The organism is Arsenicicoccus bolidensis DSM 15745 (assembly GCF_000426385.1).
Taxonomy (GTDB): Bacteria; Actinomycetota; Actinomycetes; order Actinomycetales; family Dermatophilaceae; genus Arsenicicoccus; species Arsenicicoccus bolidensis.
This window is the reverse complement of record NZ_AUFG01000014.1, coordinates 1-18,109: the sequence shown is the minus strand read 5'-3', so window position 1 is coordinate 18,109 and position 18,109 is coordinate 1. Positions and strand designations below refer to the sequence as shown.

Genomic DNA, 18,109 nt, shown 5'->3' with positions numbered 1-18,109 from the left:
CCCTGACCGGTGGCACCCTCGTGGGCGCCACGTGCAAGAGAAGCCCCGCTTCCACCCGGGCAGCCGACCGATCGACGCCAGTCGAGCAGCAGGCAGCCGGGTCCCAGGTCCTGTCGCAGGTGCGGCAGTCGTCGAGGTGTCCTCGTCGACCGTCGGTGCGTCTCCCACCAGGGTGACGTCCTGCCCAGGTGCCTGTGCGGAAACCCAAGGCTCCTCGTGCTGGTCGCGAGGGGCCTTTCGGCATCTCCGGCCGCGGTCTCGGCACGGACGACTTAAGGAGCATCACATCAGCGAGCCTCGTATCAATGAGCGCATCCGGGTCCCCGAGGTGCGCTTGGTTGGACCCAACGGCGAGCAGGTCGGCATCGTCCGCGTGGAGGATGCCCTGCGCCTGGCAGCCGAGGCGGACCTCGACCTCGTCGAGGTGGCCCCCATGGCCAAGCCTCCGGTCGCCAAGCTCATGGACTTCGGCAAGTTCAAGTACGAAGCAGCGCAGAAGGCCCGTGAAGCCCGCAAGAACCAGGTCAACACGGTCATCAAGGAGATCAAGCTCCGTCCCAAGATCGACCCGCACGACTACGGCACCAAGAAGGGCCACGTCGTCCGGTTCCTCAACGGCGGTGACAAGGTCAAGGTGACCATCATGTTCCGCGGTCGCGAGCAGTCCAAGCCCGAGCTGGGCTTCCGGCTGCTGCAGCGCCTCGCCGAGGACGTGTCCGAGCTCGGCTTCGTCGAGTCCGCACCCAAGCAGGACGGCCGCAACATGGTCATGGTGCTGGGCCCGACCAAGAAGAAGGCGGACGCCAAGGCGGAGCAGCGCAAGCGTCGCGAGGACGCCTCCCGCCACGACGACGAGCCGCACGAGGCTCAGCCGGACGAGACCGAGGCTCAGGCGCCCGCGGCCGAGGTCGCAGAGGCCGCCCGTCCTGAGTGAGGCGCCTCGCCTCCACCCATCTTTTTTCCCCGCCCGCACAACGAGTTAGAGGAGATCGGCCACCATGCCGAAGAACAAGACGCACTCCGGTGCCAAGAAGCGGTTCCGCCTGACCGGCTCCGGCAAGGTCATGCGCGAGCGTGCGCACCACGTGCACAAGTTCGAGGAGCGCGCCAAGCGTCAGACGCGCCGCCTGGTGCCTGACGTCGTCGTCGCCAAGGCCGACGAGAAGAAGATCAAGCGTCTCCTGGGCAAGTGAGCCCCTTTCCCCTGTTCAGTCTTAGCTAAGGAGTACTCACGTGGCACGCGTGAAGCGGGCAGTCAACGCCCAGAAGAAGCGCCGGGTCGTCCTCGAGCGCGCGAGCGGTTACCGCGGTCAGCGGTCCCGTCTCTACCGCAAGGCCAAGGAGCAGGTGACCCACTCCCTCGGGTACGCCTACCGCGACCGCCGCGCCCGCAAGGGTGACTTCCGTCGCCTGTGGATCCAGCGCATCAACGCCGCGGCCCGCGCCAACGGCATGACCTACAACCGCTTCGTCCAGGGCCTCAAGGCCTCGGGCGTCGAGGTCGACCGTCGCATGCTGGCCGAGCTGGCCGTCAACGACGCCGCCGCCTTCGCGGCGCTCGTCGAGATCGCCAAGGCGAACGTCCCGGCCCAGGCCGCGACCGACGCCGCCTGATCCGAGCGATCAGCAGATCAGTCGGACCAGCCGGATCATCGGATCGATCGGCCCGTATGCCGTCCACCGGTCCTGACGAGCACCGTTCCCGTGGGGGCGACCACAGCCGTGGTCGCCCCCACGGGCGTGCCGTGATGAGCAACGTGCGGTCCGAGCGGGTCCGCGCGGTGCGGGCCCTCGCGCGCCGGTCCGTGCGCGAGCGCGAGCAGGCCTTCTTGGCCGAGGGGCCGCAGGCGGTGCGCGAGGCTGTGGCCTTCCGCCCGGACGTCGTGCGCGACGTCTACGTCACGACCACCGCTCTCGCCCGGCACGAGCCGATCCTCCAGGACGCGCGCGACGCGGGCCTGCCCGTCCACGAGGTCACCGACGAGGTCCTCGCCGCGATGGGGGACACCCAGGCCCCTCAGGGGATGGTGGCCGTGTGCCGTCACCTCGACGTCTCGCTGGAGTCCGTCCTGGCCCGAGGGCCCCGTCTGCTGTGCGTGCTCACGCACGTGCGTGACCCCGGCAACGCCGGCACGGTCCTGCGCGGCGCGGACGCCGTCGGCGCCGACGCGGTCATCGTGAGCGAGGCGAGCGTCGACGTCTACAACCCCAAGGTCGTGCGCTCCACGGTCGGCTCGTTGTTCCACCTGCCGGTCGTGACGGGGGTGGGCGTCGAGGAGGCCCTCGAGGCGGTGCGGGGGAGCGGCATACGACTGCTGGCCGCCGACGGGCACGGGGACCAGCTGCTCACCGACGAGACGGTGGAGCGGCGGCTCGCCCGGCCGCACGCGTGGGTGATGGGCAACGAGGGGTGGGGCATGCCACCCGAGACCCGGGCCCTGTGCGACGACGTGGTGCGCCTGCCCATCCACGGCCACGCCGAGTCGCTCAACCTCGCCATGGCTGCAACGGTTTGTCTGTACGCCTCGGCGCGGATGCTCCACGCAGGCCGATCTGACTAGGCCGTTCGGGTGGAGGCTGGTCCCCGCCTGACTATGGTTCTCCTATGACGACCGACATCACACGGCTGGAGGATTCGCGCCCTGCGGAGCCCCGGATCGGTGACTGTCGGTGCGGGTGCGACCTCGACGCGCTGCCCGACGGGGTCCTCGTGATCGGTGCCGACGGGTGCGTGCAGTCCCTCAACACCCGTGCCGCCGGCCTCCTCGGTGCTGCGGCCGAGACGCTGGCCGGCATGGACGCCCGGCAGGCCGTGCCGCTGCAGGACCTCGAGGGCCGCAGCTGGTGGACCTGCGCCGATCCCTTCGGCGGGCTCCCGACCCGCACCCGCATCACCGAGACGCTGCTCGTCCTGCCTGGTGGTCACGAGGTCTTCCTCACCGCGTCGCTGGTGCGCCACGTCCCGCGGGGGCCGGTGCAGCAGGTGATCATCACGCTGCGCGACGCCAAGGCGCGTCGACGGGCCGAGCAGAAGACCTCGGCGCTCATCTCCACCGTGGCGCACGAGCTGCGGTCGCCGCTGACCAGCGTCAAGGGCTTCACGTCCACGCTGCTGCGGCGCTGGGACCGGTTCTCCGACGACCAGAAGCGCCTCATGCTCGAGACCATCGAGGCCGACACCGACCGAATCACCCGGCTGGTCGCTGAGCTGTTGGACGTGTCCCGCATCGACAGCGGGCGACTCGAGCTGCGCCGGCAACCGGTCGACCTGCCGCGGCTGCTCGACCGCCACGTCGACGGTCTCGTCGCGGCCGGTCATCCCCAGGAGAGGTTCGCCATCCGGGTCCACGGGACGCTGCCCGAGGTGTGGGCGGACCCCGACCGGATCGAGCAGGTCATGGCCAACCTCGTCGAGAACGCCGTCCGCCACGGGGCGGGCACGGTCACCGTCGACCTGCAGCCGGGTGTCGAGGCAGGGGTCGAGCCCGGCGGGGAGCCCGGCGGGGAGCCCGGCGGGGAGCGCCCCGAGCTGGTCGTGGCGGTGTCCGACGAGGGCGACGGCATCCCGGAGGAGAACTACCCCATGGTGTTCACCCGGTTCTGGCACTCGACGCGACGCGGCGGCACGGGGCTCGGGCTCTACGTCGTGCGGGGCCTCGTCGAGGCGCACGGCGGACGGATCACCGTCGGCCGGGCGCCGTCCGGAGGGGCGCTGTTCCGCTTCACCCTGCCCGCCGGGGCGCCTGAGCACGTCGTCTGAGCCGTCGTCCGAGCCCGTGCGCCGAGCACGTCCTGCGAGCAGCCGCGACGACCGCCGGCGGCGGCCCACTAGGATGACGGACGTCGTCGCCCGGGCCGTGCCGGGGCCCGGCGACGGGCCCGCAGCACACCGGCCGCCGCAGCCACCGACCCGATCCGAGTGAGAGCGATGTCTGGACCCAACACGCAGTACGACCCGGTGGAGGTCAGCGCCCTGGACCCCGCAGCCGTCGACGCCAACGTCGCCGACGCGCTGGCCGCGATCGAGGCCGCGACCGACCTGGAGGCGCTCAAGGCCGTCCGGCTCGCGCACGCGGGGGACCGGTCGCCGCTGGCCCTGGCCAACCGCGAGATCGGCGCCCTGCCGCCGTCGGCCAAGGCCGAGGCGGGCAAGCGCGTCGGCCAGGCGCGCGGGCGGGTGGGTGCCGCCCTCAAGGCGCGCCAGGAGGTCCTGGAGGCCGAGCGGGACGAGCGCATGCTGGTCGACGAGCGCCTCGACATGACGGTCGTGGCGCCACGTCGCCCGCTGGGCGCCCGGCACCCCGTCTCGCTCACGATCGAGCGGATCCAGGACATCTTCACCGGCCTCGGGTGGGAGGTCGCCGAGGGGCCCGAGGTCGAGGCCGAGTGGTTCAACTTCGACGCCCTCAACTTCGCCCCCGACCACCCGGCCCGGGCCATGCAGGACACCTTCTTCGTCGAGCCGAGCGACGCAGGGCTCGTCCTGCGCACGCACACCTCCCCGGTGCAGATGCGGGCGATGCTGACCCGCGACCTGCCGCTGTTCATCGTGTGCCCGGGCAAGGTCTTCCGCACCGACGACCTCGACGCGACGCACACCCCCGTGTTCCACCAGGTCGAGGGCCTCGCCGTGGCCGAGGGCCTCACGATGGCGCACCTCAAGGGCACCCTCGACCGGTTCGCGGCCGAGCTCTTCGGCCCGGCCGTGACAACCCGGCTGCGCCCGTCCTTCTTCCCCTTCACCGAGCCGAGCGCCGAGATGGACTTCCAGTGCCCGATCTGCCTGGGGCAGGACGAGCGCTGCCGGGTCTGCGGCGGCACGGGCTGGATCGAGTGGGGTGGCTGCGGCATGGTCAACCGCAACGTCCTGTCGGCGGCCGGGATCGACCCCGACCGCTACACCGGGTTCGCCTTCGGGATGGGCATCGAGCGCGCGGTCATGCTGCGCCACGGGGTGCCCGACATGTTCGACATCGTCGAGGGAGACGTCCGCTTCAGCACGCAGTTCGGAATGGAGATCTGATGCGCGCACCCGTGTCATGGCTGCGAGAGCTCGTCGGCGAGGACGCCCTCCCGGCGACCACGACGGGCTCCGAGATCGCCGCCGCGCTGGTCAAGGTCGGCCTGGAGGAGGAGGGGCTGCACGGTGGCGACATCACCGGCCCCCTCGTCGTCGGGCGGGTCCTGGGCTACACCGACGAGCCGCAGAAGAACGGCAAGACCATCCGCTGGTGCACCGTCGACGTCGGCGAGCACGGGCAGATGGTCACCGAGGGCAAGCACCAGGAGATCGTCTGCGGCGCGCACAACTTCGCGGTCGGCGACCTCGTCGTCGTCGTCCTGCCCGGCGCCACGCTGCCCGGAGGCTTCCGGATCAGCGCGCGCAAGACCTACGGCCACGTCTCCAACGGCATGATGTGCGCGGTCGACGAGCTGGGGCTCGGCGAGGACCACAGCGGGATCATCGTGCTGGGCGACCACCTGGCCGACGACCCCGAGCGGCTCGCCCGCGCCGTGCCCGGCGCCGACGCCATCGAGCTGCTCGGCCTGGGCGACGAGGTCGTCGAGGTCAACATCACCCCCGACCGCGGCTACGCCTTCAGCCTGCGCGGCATCGCCCGCGACCTGGCCCTGAGCCTCGGCGTGCCCTTCACCGACCCGGCCGCCGAGCCCTCGCGCACCGCCCCGGCGCCGGACGACCAGGGGTATGCCGTGCGCCTGCGCGACGATGCCCCGCTGCACGGGCGCGCCGGCTGCGACCGCTACGTCGCCCGCACGGTCCGCGGGGTCGACGTGCACGCGACGACGCCGCCGTGGATGGCCACCCGGCTGACCCAGCTCGGCATGCGCCCCATCTCGCTGACCGTGGACGTCACCAACTACGTCATGCTGCTCCTCGGCCAGCCCCTGCACGCCTTCGACCTCGACCGGCTCTCGGGCTCGATCGAGGTGCGCCGCGCCCGCGCCGGCGAGCGACTGACGACGCTCGACGGGGTGGAGCGGGTCCTCGACCCCGAGGATCTGCTGATCACCGACGGCGGCACCACGCCCCTGGTCATCGCGGGCGTCATGGGTGGCGAGGACTGCGAGGTCACCGACTCGACGACCGACGTGCTCGTGGAGGCGGCTCACTTCGACCCCGTCACCGTGGCCCGCTCGGCGCGGCGGCACCGGCTGCCGAGCGAGGCGGCCAAGCGCTTCGAGCGGGGGGTGGACCCCGCGCTGGCGGGCGCCGCGGCCGAGCTCGCCGTGCGCCTGCTCGTCGAGCTCGGGGGCGGCACGGCCGACGGGGGCGTCACCGACGTCGGCGAGACCACGCTCCCCGAGCCGTTCACCTTCGACGTGACCCTGCCGACCCGGCTCGTGGGGCTGACCTTCGAGCGCGCCGAGGTCCTCCGCACGCTGGCCGAGATCGGCTGCGAGGTCGAGGAGCTCGACGGCGACGAGGCGCGGGTGACGCCGCCCACCTGGCGGGCCGACCTGCGCACCGGGCCGGACCTCGTCGAGGAGGTGGCCCGGGTCCGCGGCTTCGCGCAGATCCCGTCGGTCCTGCCCCAGGCCCCCGGCGGTCACGGCCTGACCGCGGCGCAGCGCGCCCGGCGGCTGGTCACGTCGACGCTGGCGCAGCAGGGTCTGGTCGAGGTCCTCAGCAACCCCTTCGTGGCGGAGGGCCGCTTCGACGACCTGCGCTACGCCGCGGACGACGAGCGCCGCCGCACGGTGCGTCTCGCCAACCCGATCAACGACGAGCAGCCGCTCATGCGCACCTCGGTGCTGGACACCCTGCTCGACGTGCTGCGCCGCAACGTCTCGCGCGGCGCCCGCGACGTCTCCGTCTACGAGCTGGGGCTCGTGACCCGGTCGGACGGTCGGGGGCGGCAGGCACCGGTCGCCCCGCTCGGCACCCGTCCCGACGACGCGACGCTCGACCGGATCCGCGAGGCCGTCCCCGCACAGCCGTGGCACGCTGCCATCGCCCTCTGCGGCGACGCCTCGCCCGCCGGTCCGTGGGGACCGGCCCGTCCCGTGCAGGCGTCCGACGCCGTGGCGGTGGCGCTCGGCGTCGCGACCGCCCTCGGGGTGACCCTGCGCGTCGAGCAGGACGACGTCGCGCCCTGGCACCCCGGCCGGTGCGCGCGCCTGGTGCTGGCGGACGGCACCACCGCCGGCCACGCCGGGGAGCTGCACCCCAAGGTCGTGGCGGCCCTGGAGCTGCCCGAGCGCACGTGCGCCGCCGAGCTCGACCTCGACGTGCTCGTCGGGGCGGCGACCGGTCACGTGGCCGAGGCCCACAAGCTGTCGACCTACCCCGTCGCGCACAGCGACGTGGCGCTCGTGGTCGAGGAGTCCGTGCCGGCCGCGCGCGTCGAGCAGGCGCTGCGCGAGGGCGCGGGTGACGAGCTCGAGTCGGTCGCGCTGTTCGACGTCTTCCGGTCCGACCAGCTGGGTCCCGGGCGCCGGTCGTTGGCCTACCGCCTGACCTTCCGCGCACCCGACCGCACGCTCACGACCGCCGAGGTCAGCGGGCTGCGCGACCAGGCCACCGCTGCGGCGGCCGCGGCGACCGGCGCCACCCAGCGTGGAGCCTGACGTGCGTCCCGTCGTCGTCGTGACCGGAGGGTCCCGCGGCATCGGGGCCCACCTGTCCCGCGGCTTCGCCGAGGCCGGGTATGCCGTCGAGCTCACCTCGCGTGACGGCGAGGGCGCGCGTCGGCTGGCCGACGAGCTGTCCCGCCAGGGGCTGGACGCCGTCGGGAGCGCCCTCGACGTCGCCGAGCCCGACCTCGTGCAGGTGTTCGTCGAGCAGCTCCTGCAACGGCACGCGCAGGTCGACGTGCTGGTCAACAACGCCGGCGTGATCGAGCCCCCGGCTCCCCTCTGGGAGGCGGAGGTCGACGCGTGGTGGGGCGTGCAGCGCGCCAACGTCCTGGGCCCCTTCCTCATGAGCAGGGCCGTCGTCCCGCACATGCTGGCCGGGGGCGGCGGGCGCGTCATCAACCTCAACAGCGGCTCGGGGACCCGTGCGGACGATCTCCAGAGCGCCTACCACGCCTCCAAGACTGCGCTCGCCCGCATCACCGGTGGCCTGCACCGGGCCGGTTCCGAGCGGGGCATCCGCGCCTTCGACCTCGCGCCGGGGGTGGTCCGGACCGACATGACCGAGGCCATGCCCCAGCACCGGGGCCGCACCGAGTGGACCGAGCCCGCCGACGTGGTGACGTTGGCGCTCGCCCTCGCCTCGGGCGAGCTCGACGCCTGGTCCGGCCGCATGGTCCGCGCGGGCACCGACACCGTCGAGTCGCTCCGCTCCGCGGCCGCGGCGGGTCTGTCCGAGCAGGCCCGCACGATCGGCCTGCTGCCCTACGGCGAGGACGACCCGCTCGCCTGACCGTGGCGTCTCCGAGCCCCGCCCGAGATCCTGCTGGGCCTGCTCCTGCTCCTGCTCCTGCCCGGCCGCCGGAGCACGCATGCATGAACACCCCGATTCGCGTATGATCATGCAATGCTGTCCGTAGCCGTCGCCGGAGCGAGCGGGTATGCCGGGGGCGAGCTGCTCCGGCTGCTCCTCGGCCATCCAGAGCTCGACATCGGTGCCGTGTGCGCCGCGTCCCAGGCCGGGTCCCTGCTGGGCACGGTCCACCCGCACCTCACCCCCCTCGCGGGGCGTCGCCTCGAGCCGACCGACCCCGAGCTCCTCGCCCGCCACGACGTCGTCTGCCTCGCCCTGCCGCACGGCGCCTCGGCCGAGCTCGCCGACGCCCTGCCCGAGAGCACGCTCGTCGTCGACTGCGGCGCGGACTTCCGCCTCGAGGACCCCGAGGCGTGGCGGGACTTCTACGGCTCCGACCACGCCGGGACCTGGCCCTACGGCCTGCCCGAGCTGCCCCTCGGCGGGCTCGACCAGCCACGCCAGCGCGAGGCGCTAAGGACCGCGCGCCGCGTGGCCGTCCCCGGCTGCTACCCGACGGCGACGACGCTGGCCCTGGCACCGGGGTTCGCGGCCGGGCTCCTGGAGGGGGACGACGTGGTCGTCGTGGCGGCCAGCGGCACCAGCGGCGCAGGCAAGGGCCTCAAGCCGCACCTGCTCGGCGCCGAGGCCATGGGCGCCATGTCGCCCTACGGCGTCGGCGGCAGCCACCGGCACACCCCCGAGATCGAGCAGAACCTCTCCCGGGCCCGGGGAGCGTCACCGGGCCGGGGTGCCGGAGTGACCGTGTCCTTCACGCCCACCCTCGCGCCCATGCCCCGCGGCATCCTCGCCACGTGCACCGCGCGAGTCCGTCCGGGCACGACCGCCGCCCAGGTGCGCGATGCCTGGGAGCGCTGCTACGCCGACGAGCCGTTCGTGCACGTGCTGCCCGAGGGGCAGTGGCCGCGGACCAGCGACGTGCTGGGCAGCAACCAGGTCCACGTCCAGGTCGTCCTCGACGAGCGGGTGGGCCGCGTCGTGGCCGTCGCGGCGGAGGACAACCTGACCAAGGGCACGGCCGGCGCCGCCGTCCAGTGCACCAACCTCGCGCTCGGGCTCCCGGAGGGCCTGGGCCTGCCGACCGCAGGAGTCGCCCCGTGAGCGTCACCGCAGCCCAGGGCTTCCGCGCCGCCGGGGTCACCGCCGGCCTCAAGGCCAGCGGCCGGCCCGACGTGGCCCTCGTCGTCAACGACGGACCGCAGCACGCCGCCGCCGCGGTCTTCACGAGCAACCGCGTGGAGGCCGCCCCGGTCACCTGGAGCCGGCAGGCCCTGGCCGACCACCGGGTCGACGCCGTGGTGCTCAACTCCGGCGGGGCCAACGCCTGCACCGGCCCCGAGGGCTTCCTCGACACCCACCGCACGGCCGAGCAGGTCGCCGACCGGCTCGGCCTCAGCGCCGGTGACGTCGTCGTCTGCTCCACCGGCCTCATCGGCGAGCGCCTCCCCATGGACCGGCTGGCCGCGGGGATCGACGACGCCGCGGGCCGGCTCGGCGCCGACGGGGGAGCCGACGCGGCCGAGGCGATCATGACCACCGACACCCGCAGCAAGCAGGCGTCCGTCTCCCGGGACGGCTGGACGGTCGGCGGCATGGCCAAGGGCGCCGGCATGCTGGCACCGGCGCTCGCCACGATGCTCGTCGTCCTCACCACGGACGCGGCGGTCGAGCCGGAGCTGCTCGACCGGGCGCTGCGGGCGGCCACGGCACGGTCCTTCGACCGGATCGACTCCGACGGCTGCCAGTCGACCAACGACACCGTCGTCCTCCTGGCGAGCGGCGCGAGCGGCGTCACGCCCGGCGAGGACGAGCTCACCGGAGCCCTCACCCAGGTCTGCCAGGACCTCGCCCGACAGCTGATCGGCGATGCCGAGGGCGCGCACCACGACATCCGGATCGAGGTCGTGCACGCAGCCGACGAGGACGACGCCCTCGAGGTCGGGCGCTCCATCGCCCGCAACAACCTGTTCAAGTGCGCGGTCTTCGGCAACGACCCCAACTGGGGCCGCGTCCTCGCCGCCGTCGGCACCACCCGGGCGACGTTCGACCCCTACCTCCTCGACGTGGCGATCAACGGGGTCCAGGTCTGCCGCGCCATGGGGGTGGGGGAGCCGCGCGAGCTCGTCGACCTCGACCCGCGCGAGGTGCACGTCCTCGTCGACCTGCACGCCGGCGACGCGGAGGCCACGATCTGGACCAACGACCTGACCCACGACTACGTCCACGAGAACTCGGCCTACAGCACATGACGACCCGACCTGCCGCCCGCACCCCGCGCCTGCACGAGTCCCACCCGCGGACGCTCGCCAAGGCCTCCGTCCTCGTCGAGGCCCTGCCCTGGATGGAGCGCTTCCGCGGCGCGCTCGTCGTCGTCAAGTACGGCGGCAACGCCATGATCGACGACGAGCTCAAGGCCGCGTTCGCCCAGGACGTCGCCTTCCTCCGCTACGCCGGGCTGCGCCCCGTGGTGGTCCACGGCGGGGGCCCCCAGATAGCGGCCATGCTCGACCGGCTCGGCCTGACCAGCGAGTTCCGGGGCGGCCTGCGCGTCACGACCCCCGAGGTCATGGACGTCGTGCGGATGGTGCTGACCGGTCAGGTCGGGCGCGAGCTCGTCGGCCTGCTCAACCAGCACGGACCCCTGGCGGTGGGCCTGTCCGGCGAGGACGCCCACCTGTTCGGGGCCCGGCGCCGCGGCACCGTCGTCGACGGCGAGGGCGTCGACCTGGGCCTCGTGGGCGACGTCGAGGTCGTGAACCCCGCTGCGGTGCAAGACATCCTGGACGCCGGGCGGATCCCGGTCGTCTCGACCGTCGCCCCCGACCTGGACGTCGACGGGCAGGTCCTCAACGTCAACGCCGACACCGCCGCGGGGGCGCTGGCCGCCGCGCTCGGGGCCACCAAGCTCGTCGTCCTCACCGACGTCGAGGGCGTCTACCTCGACTACCCGGACCCCGCGTCGATCGTGTCGCGGATGGGCGTGGACGAGGCCGCCGAGCTGGCGACGCAGGTCGACGCCGGCATGATCCCCAAGCTCGAGGCCTGCGTCGCGGCCGTGCGCGGAGGCGTCCCCCAGGCCCACATGATCGACGGCCGTGTGGCGCACTCCCTGCTGCTGGAGGTCTTCACCAGCGAGGGGGTCGGCACGATGATCACCGCCGGTGACCCCGGTGACCCCGGTGACCCTGACGGCACCGACGCAGCCGACCATCCGACCGAGGAGACCGTATGACGACCGGCGCCACCACCCTCGACCGCTCCCAGGAGGTCCTGCTCGGCGTCTTCGGGCGACCGCGGCTCACCCTGGTCCGCGGCGAGGGCTGCTACGTCTACGACGCCGACGGCGGTCGGCACCTCGACCTGCTGGGGGGCATCGCCGTCAACAGCCTCGGGCACGGCCACCCGGCCCTGGTCGAGGCCATCAGCCGCGCAGCCCGCGAGCTCGTCCACGTCTCCAACTTCTTCGTCACCCCCGACCAGGTGCGCCTCGGCGAGCGGCTGCTGGAGCTGTCGGACGCCCCGTCCGGGTCGCGGGTGTTCTTGTGCAACAGCGGGACCGAGGCCATCGAGGCGGTCGTCAAGCTGTCCCGCCGGACCGGCCGCACGCGCATCGTCGCCGCCGAGGGAGCCTTCCACGGGCGCACCACCGGCGCGCTGGCCCTCACCCACAAGGAGGCCTACCGCGCGCCCTTCGAGCCGCTGATCGGGGACGTCACGTTCGTGCCCTACGACGACGTCGAGGCCCTGCGCGCGGCGGTCGACGAGACCGTGGCCGCGGTCGTGCTCGAGCCCATCCAGGGGGAGGCCGGCGTCATACCGGCCTCGACCGACTATCTGCGGGCCGCCCGGGAGGTGACCACCGCCGCCGGTGCGCTGCTGGTCCTGGACGAGATCCAGTCCGGGGTGGGTCGCTCCGGGCTGTGGTTCGCGCACCAGGCCCACGGCGTCCGGCCGGACGTGATGACCCTGGCCAAGGGTCTCGCCGGCGGCGTGCCGATCGGGGCCGTCGTCACCTTCGGCGACGAGGTGAGCGGCCTGCTGGGCGCCGGCCAGCACGGCACGACCTTCGGCGGCAACCCGCTGGCCTGCGCCGCCGCCCTCGCGGTCCTCGACACCATCGAGCGGGACGGTCTGCTCGAGCAGGTCAAGGCCACCGGCGAGCACATCGTCGAGGCCGTGGAGGGGCTCGGCCACCCGCTGGTCCGCGAGGTCCGCGGCGTCGGCCTGCTGCGTGCGATCGCCCTCACGCGGGACGTGTCCGCCCAGGTCACCGCGGACCTCGAGGCCCGAGGGCCTATCGTCAACCCTGTACGCCCGGACACCATCCGGCTCGCGCCGCCGCTCGTGCTCACCACGGACGAGGTGGACGAGTTCGTCGCGGACCTGTCCGTCGTGCTGGACGGGATCGTCGCTTCCGAGGGAGGAACTCCATGATCGCCCAGACCCGCGGGGCCCGGCACCAGCTGATCGCCGACATCCTCGCCCGCACCACGGTGCGCTCGCAGAACGAGCTGCTCGAGCTGCTGGCGGCCGAAGGCGTGGAGATCACGCAGGCCACGCTCTCCCGCGACCTCGTCGACCTCGGCGCCGTCAAGGTCCGCCAGGGCCGCACGCTCGTCTACGCCCTGCCCGGGCTCGGTGGCGACCAGACCCCCCGCATCGCACCCGACATGGCCGAGGTGTCCGGGCGGCTGCGCAAGGTGTGCGAGGAGCTCCTCGTCTCCGCCCGCGCGTCCGCCAACCTCGTCATCGTGCGCACCCCGCCGGGAGCGGCCAGCTTCCTCGCCTCGGCGATCGACATGGCCCGCGAGGGCGACATCGTCGGCACCATCGCCGGCGACGACACCATCCTGGTGATCACGGCGGCGCCCGACGGCGGCGAGGCCGTGGCGGGCAAGCTGCTCGGCCTCGCCGGCGTCAACGACGACTGACCCGACGCGCCACGCCCTCCACCTCACCCGGTCGACCTCACCCCGACAACACCCCGCCATCACCTCAGATCACCTCAGATCACCTCCCGAGAGGACCCGCATGACCTCCGAGCGCACCAGCCTGTGGGGCGGTCGCTTCGCCGGTGGACCGGCCGACGCCCTCGCCGCCCTGTCGAAGTCGACGCACTTCGACTGGCGGCTCGCGCCCTACGACATCGCCGGGTCGCGCGCCCACGCCCGCGTGCTGCACCGCGCCGGCCTGCTCGACGACGCCACGCTCGACGCGATGCTCAAGGCCCTGGGCCGGCTGCGGGACGACGTGGAGTCCGGGGCGTTCGCGCCGGCGCAGGACGACGAGGACGTCCACACGGCGCTCGAGCGGGGGCTCATCGAGCGAGCCGGCACCGACGTCGGCGGACGGCTGCGGGCCGGTCGCTCGCGCAACGACCAGGTCGCGACGCTGTTCCGGATGTACCTGCGCGACCACGCGCGCTCCGTGGCCGGCCTGGTCCTCGATGTCGTCGACGCCCTCGTCGCCCAGGCCGAGGCGCACGCCACCACCGCCATGCCCGGTCGCACGCACCTGCAGCACGCCCAGCCCGTGCTGCTGGCCCACCACCTGCTCGCCCACGCCTGGGCCCTGCTGCGCGACGTCGAGCGGTTCGTCGACTGGGACGCCCGGACCGCGGTCTCGCCCTACGGCGCCGGCGCCCTGGCCGGGTCCTCCCTCGGCCTGGACCCCGAGGCCGTCGCCGCCGACCTGGGCTTCGCGACCAGCGTGGAGAACTCCATCGACGGGACGGCGTCGCGCGACTTCGTCGCCGAGTTCGCCTTCGTCTGCGCCATGACGGCCGTCGACGTGTCCCGGCTGGCCGAGGAGGTCGTGCTCTGGGCGACCAAGGAGTTCAGCTTCGTCACGCTCGACGACGCCTACTCCACCGGGTCGAGCATCATGCCGCAGAAGAAGAACCCCGACGTCGCCGAGCTCGCGCGGGGCAAGGCCGGCCGGTTGGTGGGGGACCTGGCCGGCCTGCTGACCACGCTCAAGAGCCTGCCGCTCGCCTACAACCGCGACCTGCAGGAGGACAAGGAGCCGGTCTTCGACGCCGTCGACACCCTCGAGGTGCTGCTCCCCGCCTTCAGCGGCATGGTCGCGACCCTGACCTTCCACGACGACCGCCTGGAGTCCCTCGCGCCCCAGGGCTTCTCGCTCGCCACCGACGTCGCCGAGTGGCTGGTGCGCGAGGGCGTGCCGTTCCGCGTCGCCCACGAGGTGGCCGGCGCCTGCGTGCGCGCGTGCGAGGAGCGCGGCATCGAGCTGTGGGACCTCGACGACGACGACCTGCGTGGCATCTCGGAGCACCTGACGCCCGACGTCCGCTCGGTCCTGTCGGTCGAGGGGTCCCTGGCGTCCCGCTCCGCCAAGGGCGGGACCGCCCCGGCGCGGGTCACCGAGCAGCGCGGCCGCGTGGCCGAGCAGGCCCGGCGGCTGCGGGAGTTCACGGGATCCGCCCTGGACGTCCGCGCCTGATGCTGACGCGCGCGTTCTTCGCGCGGCCGGTCCTCGAGGTCGCCCCCGACCTGCTCGGGTGCGTCCTGTGGCACGGCCCGGTCGGTCTGCGGCTCACCGAGGTCGAGGCGTATGCCGGTCAGCGGGACCCCGGTTCGCACGCCTTCCGTGGTCCGACGCCGCGCACCCGCGTCATGTTCGGCGAGGCGGGCCACCTCTACGTCTACCTGTCCTACGGCATGCACCACGCGGTCAACGTCGTGTGCGGGCCCACGGGCGAGGCGTCGGCCGTGCTGCTGCGTGCCGGGGAGGTCGTCGCCGGTCACGAGCAGGTGACCGAGCGACGCCCCGGCATACGGCCCCGCGACCTGGCCCGTGGGCCGGGGCGACTGACCAAGGCCCTCGGCCTGGACCTCGGCCACCACGGGCTGGACCTGCTGGACCCCGCCGCGCCGGTCCGTCTGGCGCCGGGCACACTGGGTGCTGACGCGGGCTTGATCCGCACCGGCCCCCGGGTCGGTGTGTCGGGCCCGGGCGGAGACGGCGACACGTACCCCTGGCGCTACTGGCTGGCGGACGAGCCTACCGTCTCGGCGTATCGTCCAGCCGTGGTGCGGCGCCGTCTGCCGCGCCACTGATCGACGGCGGGCCTCGCCCCAGGCAGGAGCACGACAGCGTGAGCAAGGACCAACGACGGACCGGGCAGGTCAGCGCGTCCGTCCGCACGGAGCGGCTGGCGCTACGACCTTTCGACCAGGACGACTTCAAGGCCGTGCGGAGCTACCTCGGCGACCCGCAGGTGATGCGCTACGTCGACGATCCCTACTCCGACAAGCAGGTCAAGCGCTTCCTGTCGCGCTGGGTGGGCGACGACCCGCCGGTGCTGGCGCTGGTCCGTCGCGACAAGGACAAGGTCGTCGGGCACGTCGTCTTCCACCGCTACGAGCACCCCGACGTCTACGAGATCTCGTGGGTCCTGCACCCCAAGTACCACCGCCGGGGCTACGCCACCGAGGTGGGGCGGGCGCTGCTCGACCACGCGTTCCGCGGCCTGGGTGCGCACCGGGTGTTCGCCACCACCATCGAGGGCAACGACGCCGCCTGTCGGCTGATGGCCCGGCTCGGCATGACCCGCGAGGCCGCGCTCCGCAAGTCGACGCAGCACGACGGACGCTGGCTCGACGAGTACTACTACTCGGTGCTCGACACCGACTACGCCGACCGGCAGGGATAGGGCAGGCTAGTCACGGCCCGCCCGACGGCGGCGGGGACCTCGACGCAAGGAGTGATGCACCGTGACCGACATCCTCGACGAGCTGCAGTGGCGCGGCCTGGTGGCACAGTCCACCGACGAGGCCGAGCTGCGCCAGGCCCTCGAGGACGGACCGCTCACGGTGTATTGCGGCTTCGACCCGACCGCGCCCTCCCTGCACTTCGGCAACCTCGTGCAGCTGATCGCCCTGCGGCACCTGCAGCGGGCTGGTCACCGGGTGATCGGTTTGGTGGGTGGGTCGACGGGGCTGGTGGGTGACCCACGCCCGTCGAGCGAGCGCGTGCTCAAGACCAAGGAGCAGACGGCCGCGGACGTGGAGCGGATCGCGGTGCAGGTGCGGGCGATCCTGGCGGCCGACACGGACAACCCGCCGATCTTCGTCAACAACTTGGACTGGACCGCGCCGATCTCCGCCCTGGACTTCCTGCGCGACTACGGCAAGCACTTCCGGGTCAACCAGATGCTCAAGAAGGACGCCGTCGCGGCGCGGCTCAGCTCCGACCAGGGCATCTCCTACACGGAGTTCAGCTACCAGATCCTGCAGGCGCTGGACTACCTCGAGCTCTACCGGCAGTACGGCTGCACCCTGCAGACCGGCGGCCAGGACCAGTGGGGCAACCTCACGGCCGGCGTCGACCTCATCGGTCGCGTCGAGGGGGCGTCGGTGCACGTGCTCACCACGCCGCTCCTGACCGACTCGTCGGGGGAGAAGTTCGGCAAGTCTGCGGGCAACGCCGTGTGGCTGGACCCGCGGATGACCTCGCCCTACGCCTTCTACCAGTACTGGATCAACGTCGAGGACGCCTCGGTGGTGAAGCTGCTCAAGGTCTTCACCGACCGCACGCGCGACGAGATCGCCGAGCTGGAGCGTCAGGTCGCTGAGGAGCCCTTCCGGCGCACGGCTCAGAGGACGCTGGCGGCCGACGTGACCACGCTCGTGCACGGACCCGAGGCGACCGCGGCGGTGCAGGCCGCGTCCGAGGCCCTCTTCGGCAAGGGCGACATCGCGGCCCTGGACCGGCAGACCCTGCTGGACGCGACGGCGGAGCTCCCTGGGGGAGAGCTGTCCCCCGGGGACACTGTGGTCGACGCGCTGGTGTCGGTGGGTCTGGTGGCGTCTCGCAACGAGGCTCGCCGCGCGCTGAAGGACGGCGGCGCCTCGGTCAACAACGCCAAGGTGTCCGATCCCGAGGCCGTGCTGGGGGAGCAGGACTTCCTCCACGGCCGGGTGGTCCTGCTCAAGCGGGGGCGCAAGTCCATGGCTGCTGGTCGTATGCCGGCGTCCTGACCAGCGGATTTGTCTCCCCGGACACCTTCACGTAATGTTCTCGATGTCGCCCGGACAGGGAGGAACGGACACCACTGCTAGCAGGGAAACCTCGCAGCGAAGTAGGCCGGTCCCGCGGATGACAACCTCTACCGAGAAGGTACTTCGGTATGTCCTGATGAGCGGAAATGCTCGATTAGGAAGCGGGAGAAACACCTGCTACAGTAGAGGAACCGAACACGCCAAGCGCGCTCCGCAGGTCATTGATCTGGTCCGAGAAGCCCAAGATGTGATTCGGAAACTGACAGCCTCGACACGAAGGCCCAAGCATTTGGTCCGGGATGTCGTGAGCGTCCGATGTTTGAGAACTCAACAGCGTGCCGAAATTCGATGCCAAGTTTTAAACCTCGTTTGAGGTTCCTTTGGTAGATGGACATTCAACGTCATGTTGTTTTGTCTTTTTGCTGGGTTTACAAATTTTTCTACGGAGAGTTTGATCCTGGCTCAGGACGAACGCTGGCGGCGTGCTTAACACATGCAAGTCGAACGATGATGCCCAGCTTGCTGGGTGGATTAGTGGCGAACGGGTGAGTAACACGTGAGTAACCTGCCCTTCACTCTGGGATAACTCCGGGAAACCGGGGCTAATACTGGATAT

Annotated in this window: 17 protein-coding genes and 1 rRNA gene; all 18 read left to right on the top strand. The window is 72.3% G+C overall.

The genetic code is table 11. The features are described from left to right. The first annotated feature begins 328 nt into the window (after positions 1-328). Positions 329-934 (top strand): translation initiation factor IF-3, encoded by a 606-nt coding sequence (infC, locus tag K313_RS0109475; protein WP_019287232.1) that lies wholly within the window; start codon positions 329-331, stop codon positions 932-934. A 64-nt stretch (positions 935-998) separates the two neighbouring features. Beyond that, entirely contained in the window at positions 999-1,193 is a 195-nt protein-coding gene (rpmI, locus tag K313_RS0109470; protein ID WP_019287233.1) for a 50S ribosomal protein L35, read from the top strand. Positions 1,194-1,233: 40 nt separating this feature from the next. Next, positions 1,234-1,614: a 50S ribosomal protein L20 gene (gene rplT, locus K313_RS0109465; RefSeq protein WP_019287234.1), complete on the top strand. Its 381-nt coding sequence runs from the start codon at positions 1,234-1,236 to the stop codon at positions 1,612-1,614. A gap of 131 nt (positions 1,615-1,745) precedes the next feature. Then, positions 1,746-2,561 (top strand): TrmH family RNA methyltransferase, encoded by an 816-nt coding sequence (locus K313_RS0109460; protein WP_029211410.1) that lies wholly within the window; start codon positions 1,746-1,748, stop codon positions 2,559-2,561. Between the two features lie 44 nt (positions 2,562-2,605). Next, entirely contained in the window at positions 2,606-3,760 is a 1,155-nt protein-coding gene (locus tag K313_RS0109455; RefSeq protein WP_029211409.1) for a sensor histidine kinase, read from the top strand. A gap of 168 nt (positions 3,761-3,928) precedes the next feature. After that, positions 3,929-5,023, top strand: a complete 1,095-nt coding sequence (gene pheS, locus K313_RS0109450) for a phenylalanine--tRNA ligase subunit alpha (RefSeq protein ID WP_029211408.1) — start codon at positions 3,929-3,931, stop codon at positions 5,021-5,023. Further along, entirely contained in the window at positions 5,023-7,590 is a 2,568-nt protein-coding gene (pheT, locus tag K313_RS0109445) for a phenylalanine--tRNA ligase subunit beta (RefSeq protein ID WP_029211407.1), read from the top strand. The genes pheS and pheT overlap by 1 nt, the downstream gene beginning before the upstream one ends. A gap of 1 nt (position 7,591) precedes the next feature. Beyond that, on the top strand, positions 7,592-8,389 hold the full coding sequence (locus K313_RS0109440; RefSeq protein WP_029211406.1) for an SDR family NAD(P)-dependent oxidoreductase: 798 nt from the start codon (positions 7,592-7,594) through the stop codon (positions 8,387-8,389). A 114-nt stretch (positions 8,390-8,503) separates the two neighbouring features. Further along, positions 8,504-9,571, top strand: coding sequence for an N-acetyl-gamma-glutamyl-phosphate reductase (gene argC, locus K313_RS0109435; protein ID WP_029211405.1), 1,068 nt, complete (start codon positions 8,504-8,506; stop codon positions 9,569-9,571). Then, positions 9,568-10,719 carry a bifunctional glutamate N-acetyltransferase/amino-acid acetyltransferase ArgJ gene (gene argJ / locus K313_RS0109430; protein WP_029211404.1) on the top strand — a complete coding sequence of 384 codons (1,152 nt, stop codon included), beginning with the start codon at positions 9,568-9,570 and terminating at the stop codon, positions 10,717-10,719. The genes argC and argJ overlap by 4 nt, the downstream gene beginning before the upstream one ends. A gap of 92 nt (positions 10,720-10,811) precedes the next feature. Then, positions 10,812-11,702 carry an acetylglutamate kinase gene (argB, locus tag K313_RS0109425; RefSeq protein WP_240483966.1) on the top strand — a complete coding sequence of 297 codons (891 nt, stop codon included), beginning with the start codon at positions 10,812-10,814 and terminating at the stop codon, positions 11,700-11,702. Continuing rightward, entirely contained in the window at positions 11,699-12,904 is a 1,206-nt protein-coding gene (locus K313_RS0109420; RefSeq protein ID WP_029211402.1) for an acetylornithine transaminase, read from the top strand. Before argB ends, K313_RS0109420 begins: the two co-directional genes overlap by 4 nt. Further along, on the top strand, positions 12,901-13,401 hold the full coding sequence (gene argR, locus K313_RS0109415) for an arginine repressor (protein ID WP_019287246.1): 501 nt from the start codon (positions 12,901-12,903) through the stop codon (positions 13,399-13,401). The genes K313_RS0109420 and argR overlap by 4 nt, the downstream gene beginning before the upstream one ends. A gap of 100 nt (positions 13,402-13,501) precedes the next feature. Next, positions 13,502-14,932, top strand: coding sequence for an argininosuccinate lyase (gene argH / locus K313_RS0109410; RefSeq protein WP_029211401.1), 1,431 nt, complete (start codon positions 13,502-13,504; stop codon positions 14,930-14,932). Next, a complete protein-coding gene (locus K313_RS0109405; protein WP_029211400.1) occupies positions 14,932-15,549 on the top strand; it encodes a DNA-3-methyladenine glycosylase in 618 nt (205 codons plus the stop codon). The genes argH and K313_RS0109405 overlap by 1 nt, the downstream gene beginning before the upstream one ends. 38 nt (positions 15,550-15,587) lie before the next feature. Continuing rightward, positions 15,588-16,145: a GNAT family N-acetyltransferase gene (locus tag K313_RS0109400; RefSeq protein ID WP_029211399.1), complete on the top strand. Its 558-nt coding sequence runs from the start codon at positions 15,588-15,590 to the stop codon at positions 16,143-16,145. Positions 16,146-16,206: 61 nt separating this feature from the next. Next, positions 16,207-17,472 (top strand): tyrosine--tRNA ligase, encoded by a 1,266-nt coding sequence (tyrS, locus tag K313_RS0109395; RefSeq protein WP_019287250.1) that lies wholly within the window; start codon positions 16,207-16,209, stop codon positions 17,470-17,472. 460 nt (positions 17,473-17,932) lie between these two features. Further along, positions 17,933-18,109, top strand: a 16S ribosomal RNA gene (locus K313_RS0109390); the annotation flags it as partial.

Excerpts from the sequence above, each read along its gene's own strand:
- rpmI (WP_019287233.1), top strand. The coding sequence starts at position 999 with ATGCCGAAGAACAAGACGCACTCCGGTGCCAAGAAGCGGTTCCGCCTG.
- K313_RS0109455 (WP_029211409.1), top strand. The coding sequence starts at position 2,606 with ATGACGACCGACATCACACGGCTGGAGGATTCGCGCCCTGCGGAGCCC.
- pheS (WP_029211408.1), top strand. The coding sequence starts at position 3,929 with ATGTCTGGACCCAACACGCAGTACGACCCGGTGGAGGTCAGCGCCCTG.
- pheT (WP_029211407.1), top strand. The coding sequence starts at position 5,023 with ATGCGCGCACCCGTGTCATGGCTGCGAGAGCTCGTCGGCGAGGACGCC.
- argC (WP_029211405.1), top strand. The coding sequence starts at position 8,504 with ATGCTGTCCGTAGCCGTCGCCGGAGCGAGCGGGTATGCCGGGGGCGAG.
- argB (WP_240483966.1), top strand. The coding sequence starts at position 10,812 with ATGGAGCGCTTCCGCGGCGCGCTCGTCGTCGTCAAGTACGGCGGCAAC.
- K313_RS0109420 (WP_029211402.1), top strand. The coding sequence starts at position 11,699 with ATGACGACCGGCGCCACCACCCTCGACCGCTCCCAGGAGGTCCTGCTC.
- argR (WP_019287246.1), top strand. The coding sequence starts at position 12,901 with ATGATCGCCCAGACCCGCGGGGCCCGGCACCAGCTGATCGCCGACATC.
- argH (WP_029211401.1), top strand. The coding sequence starts at position 13,502 with ATGACCTCCGAGCGCACCAGCCTGTGGGGCGGTCGCTTCGCCGGTGGA.
- K313_RS0109405 (WP_029211400.1), top strand. The coding sequence starts at position 14,932 with ATGCTGACGCGCGCGTTCTTCGCGCGGCCGGTCCTCGAGGTCGCCCCC.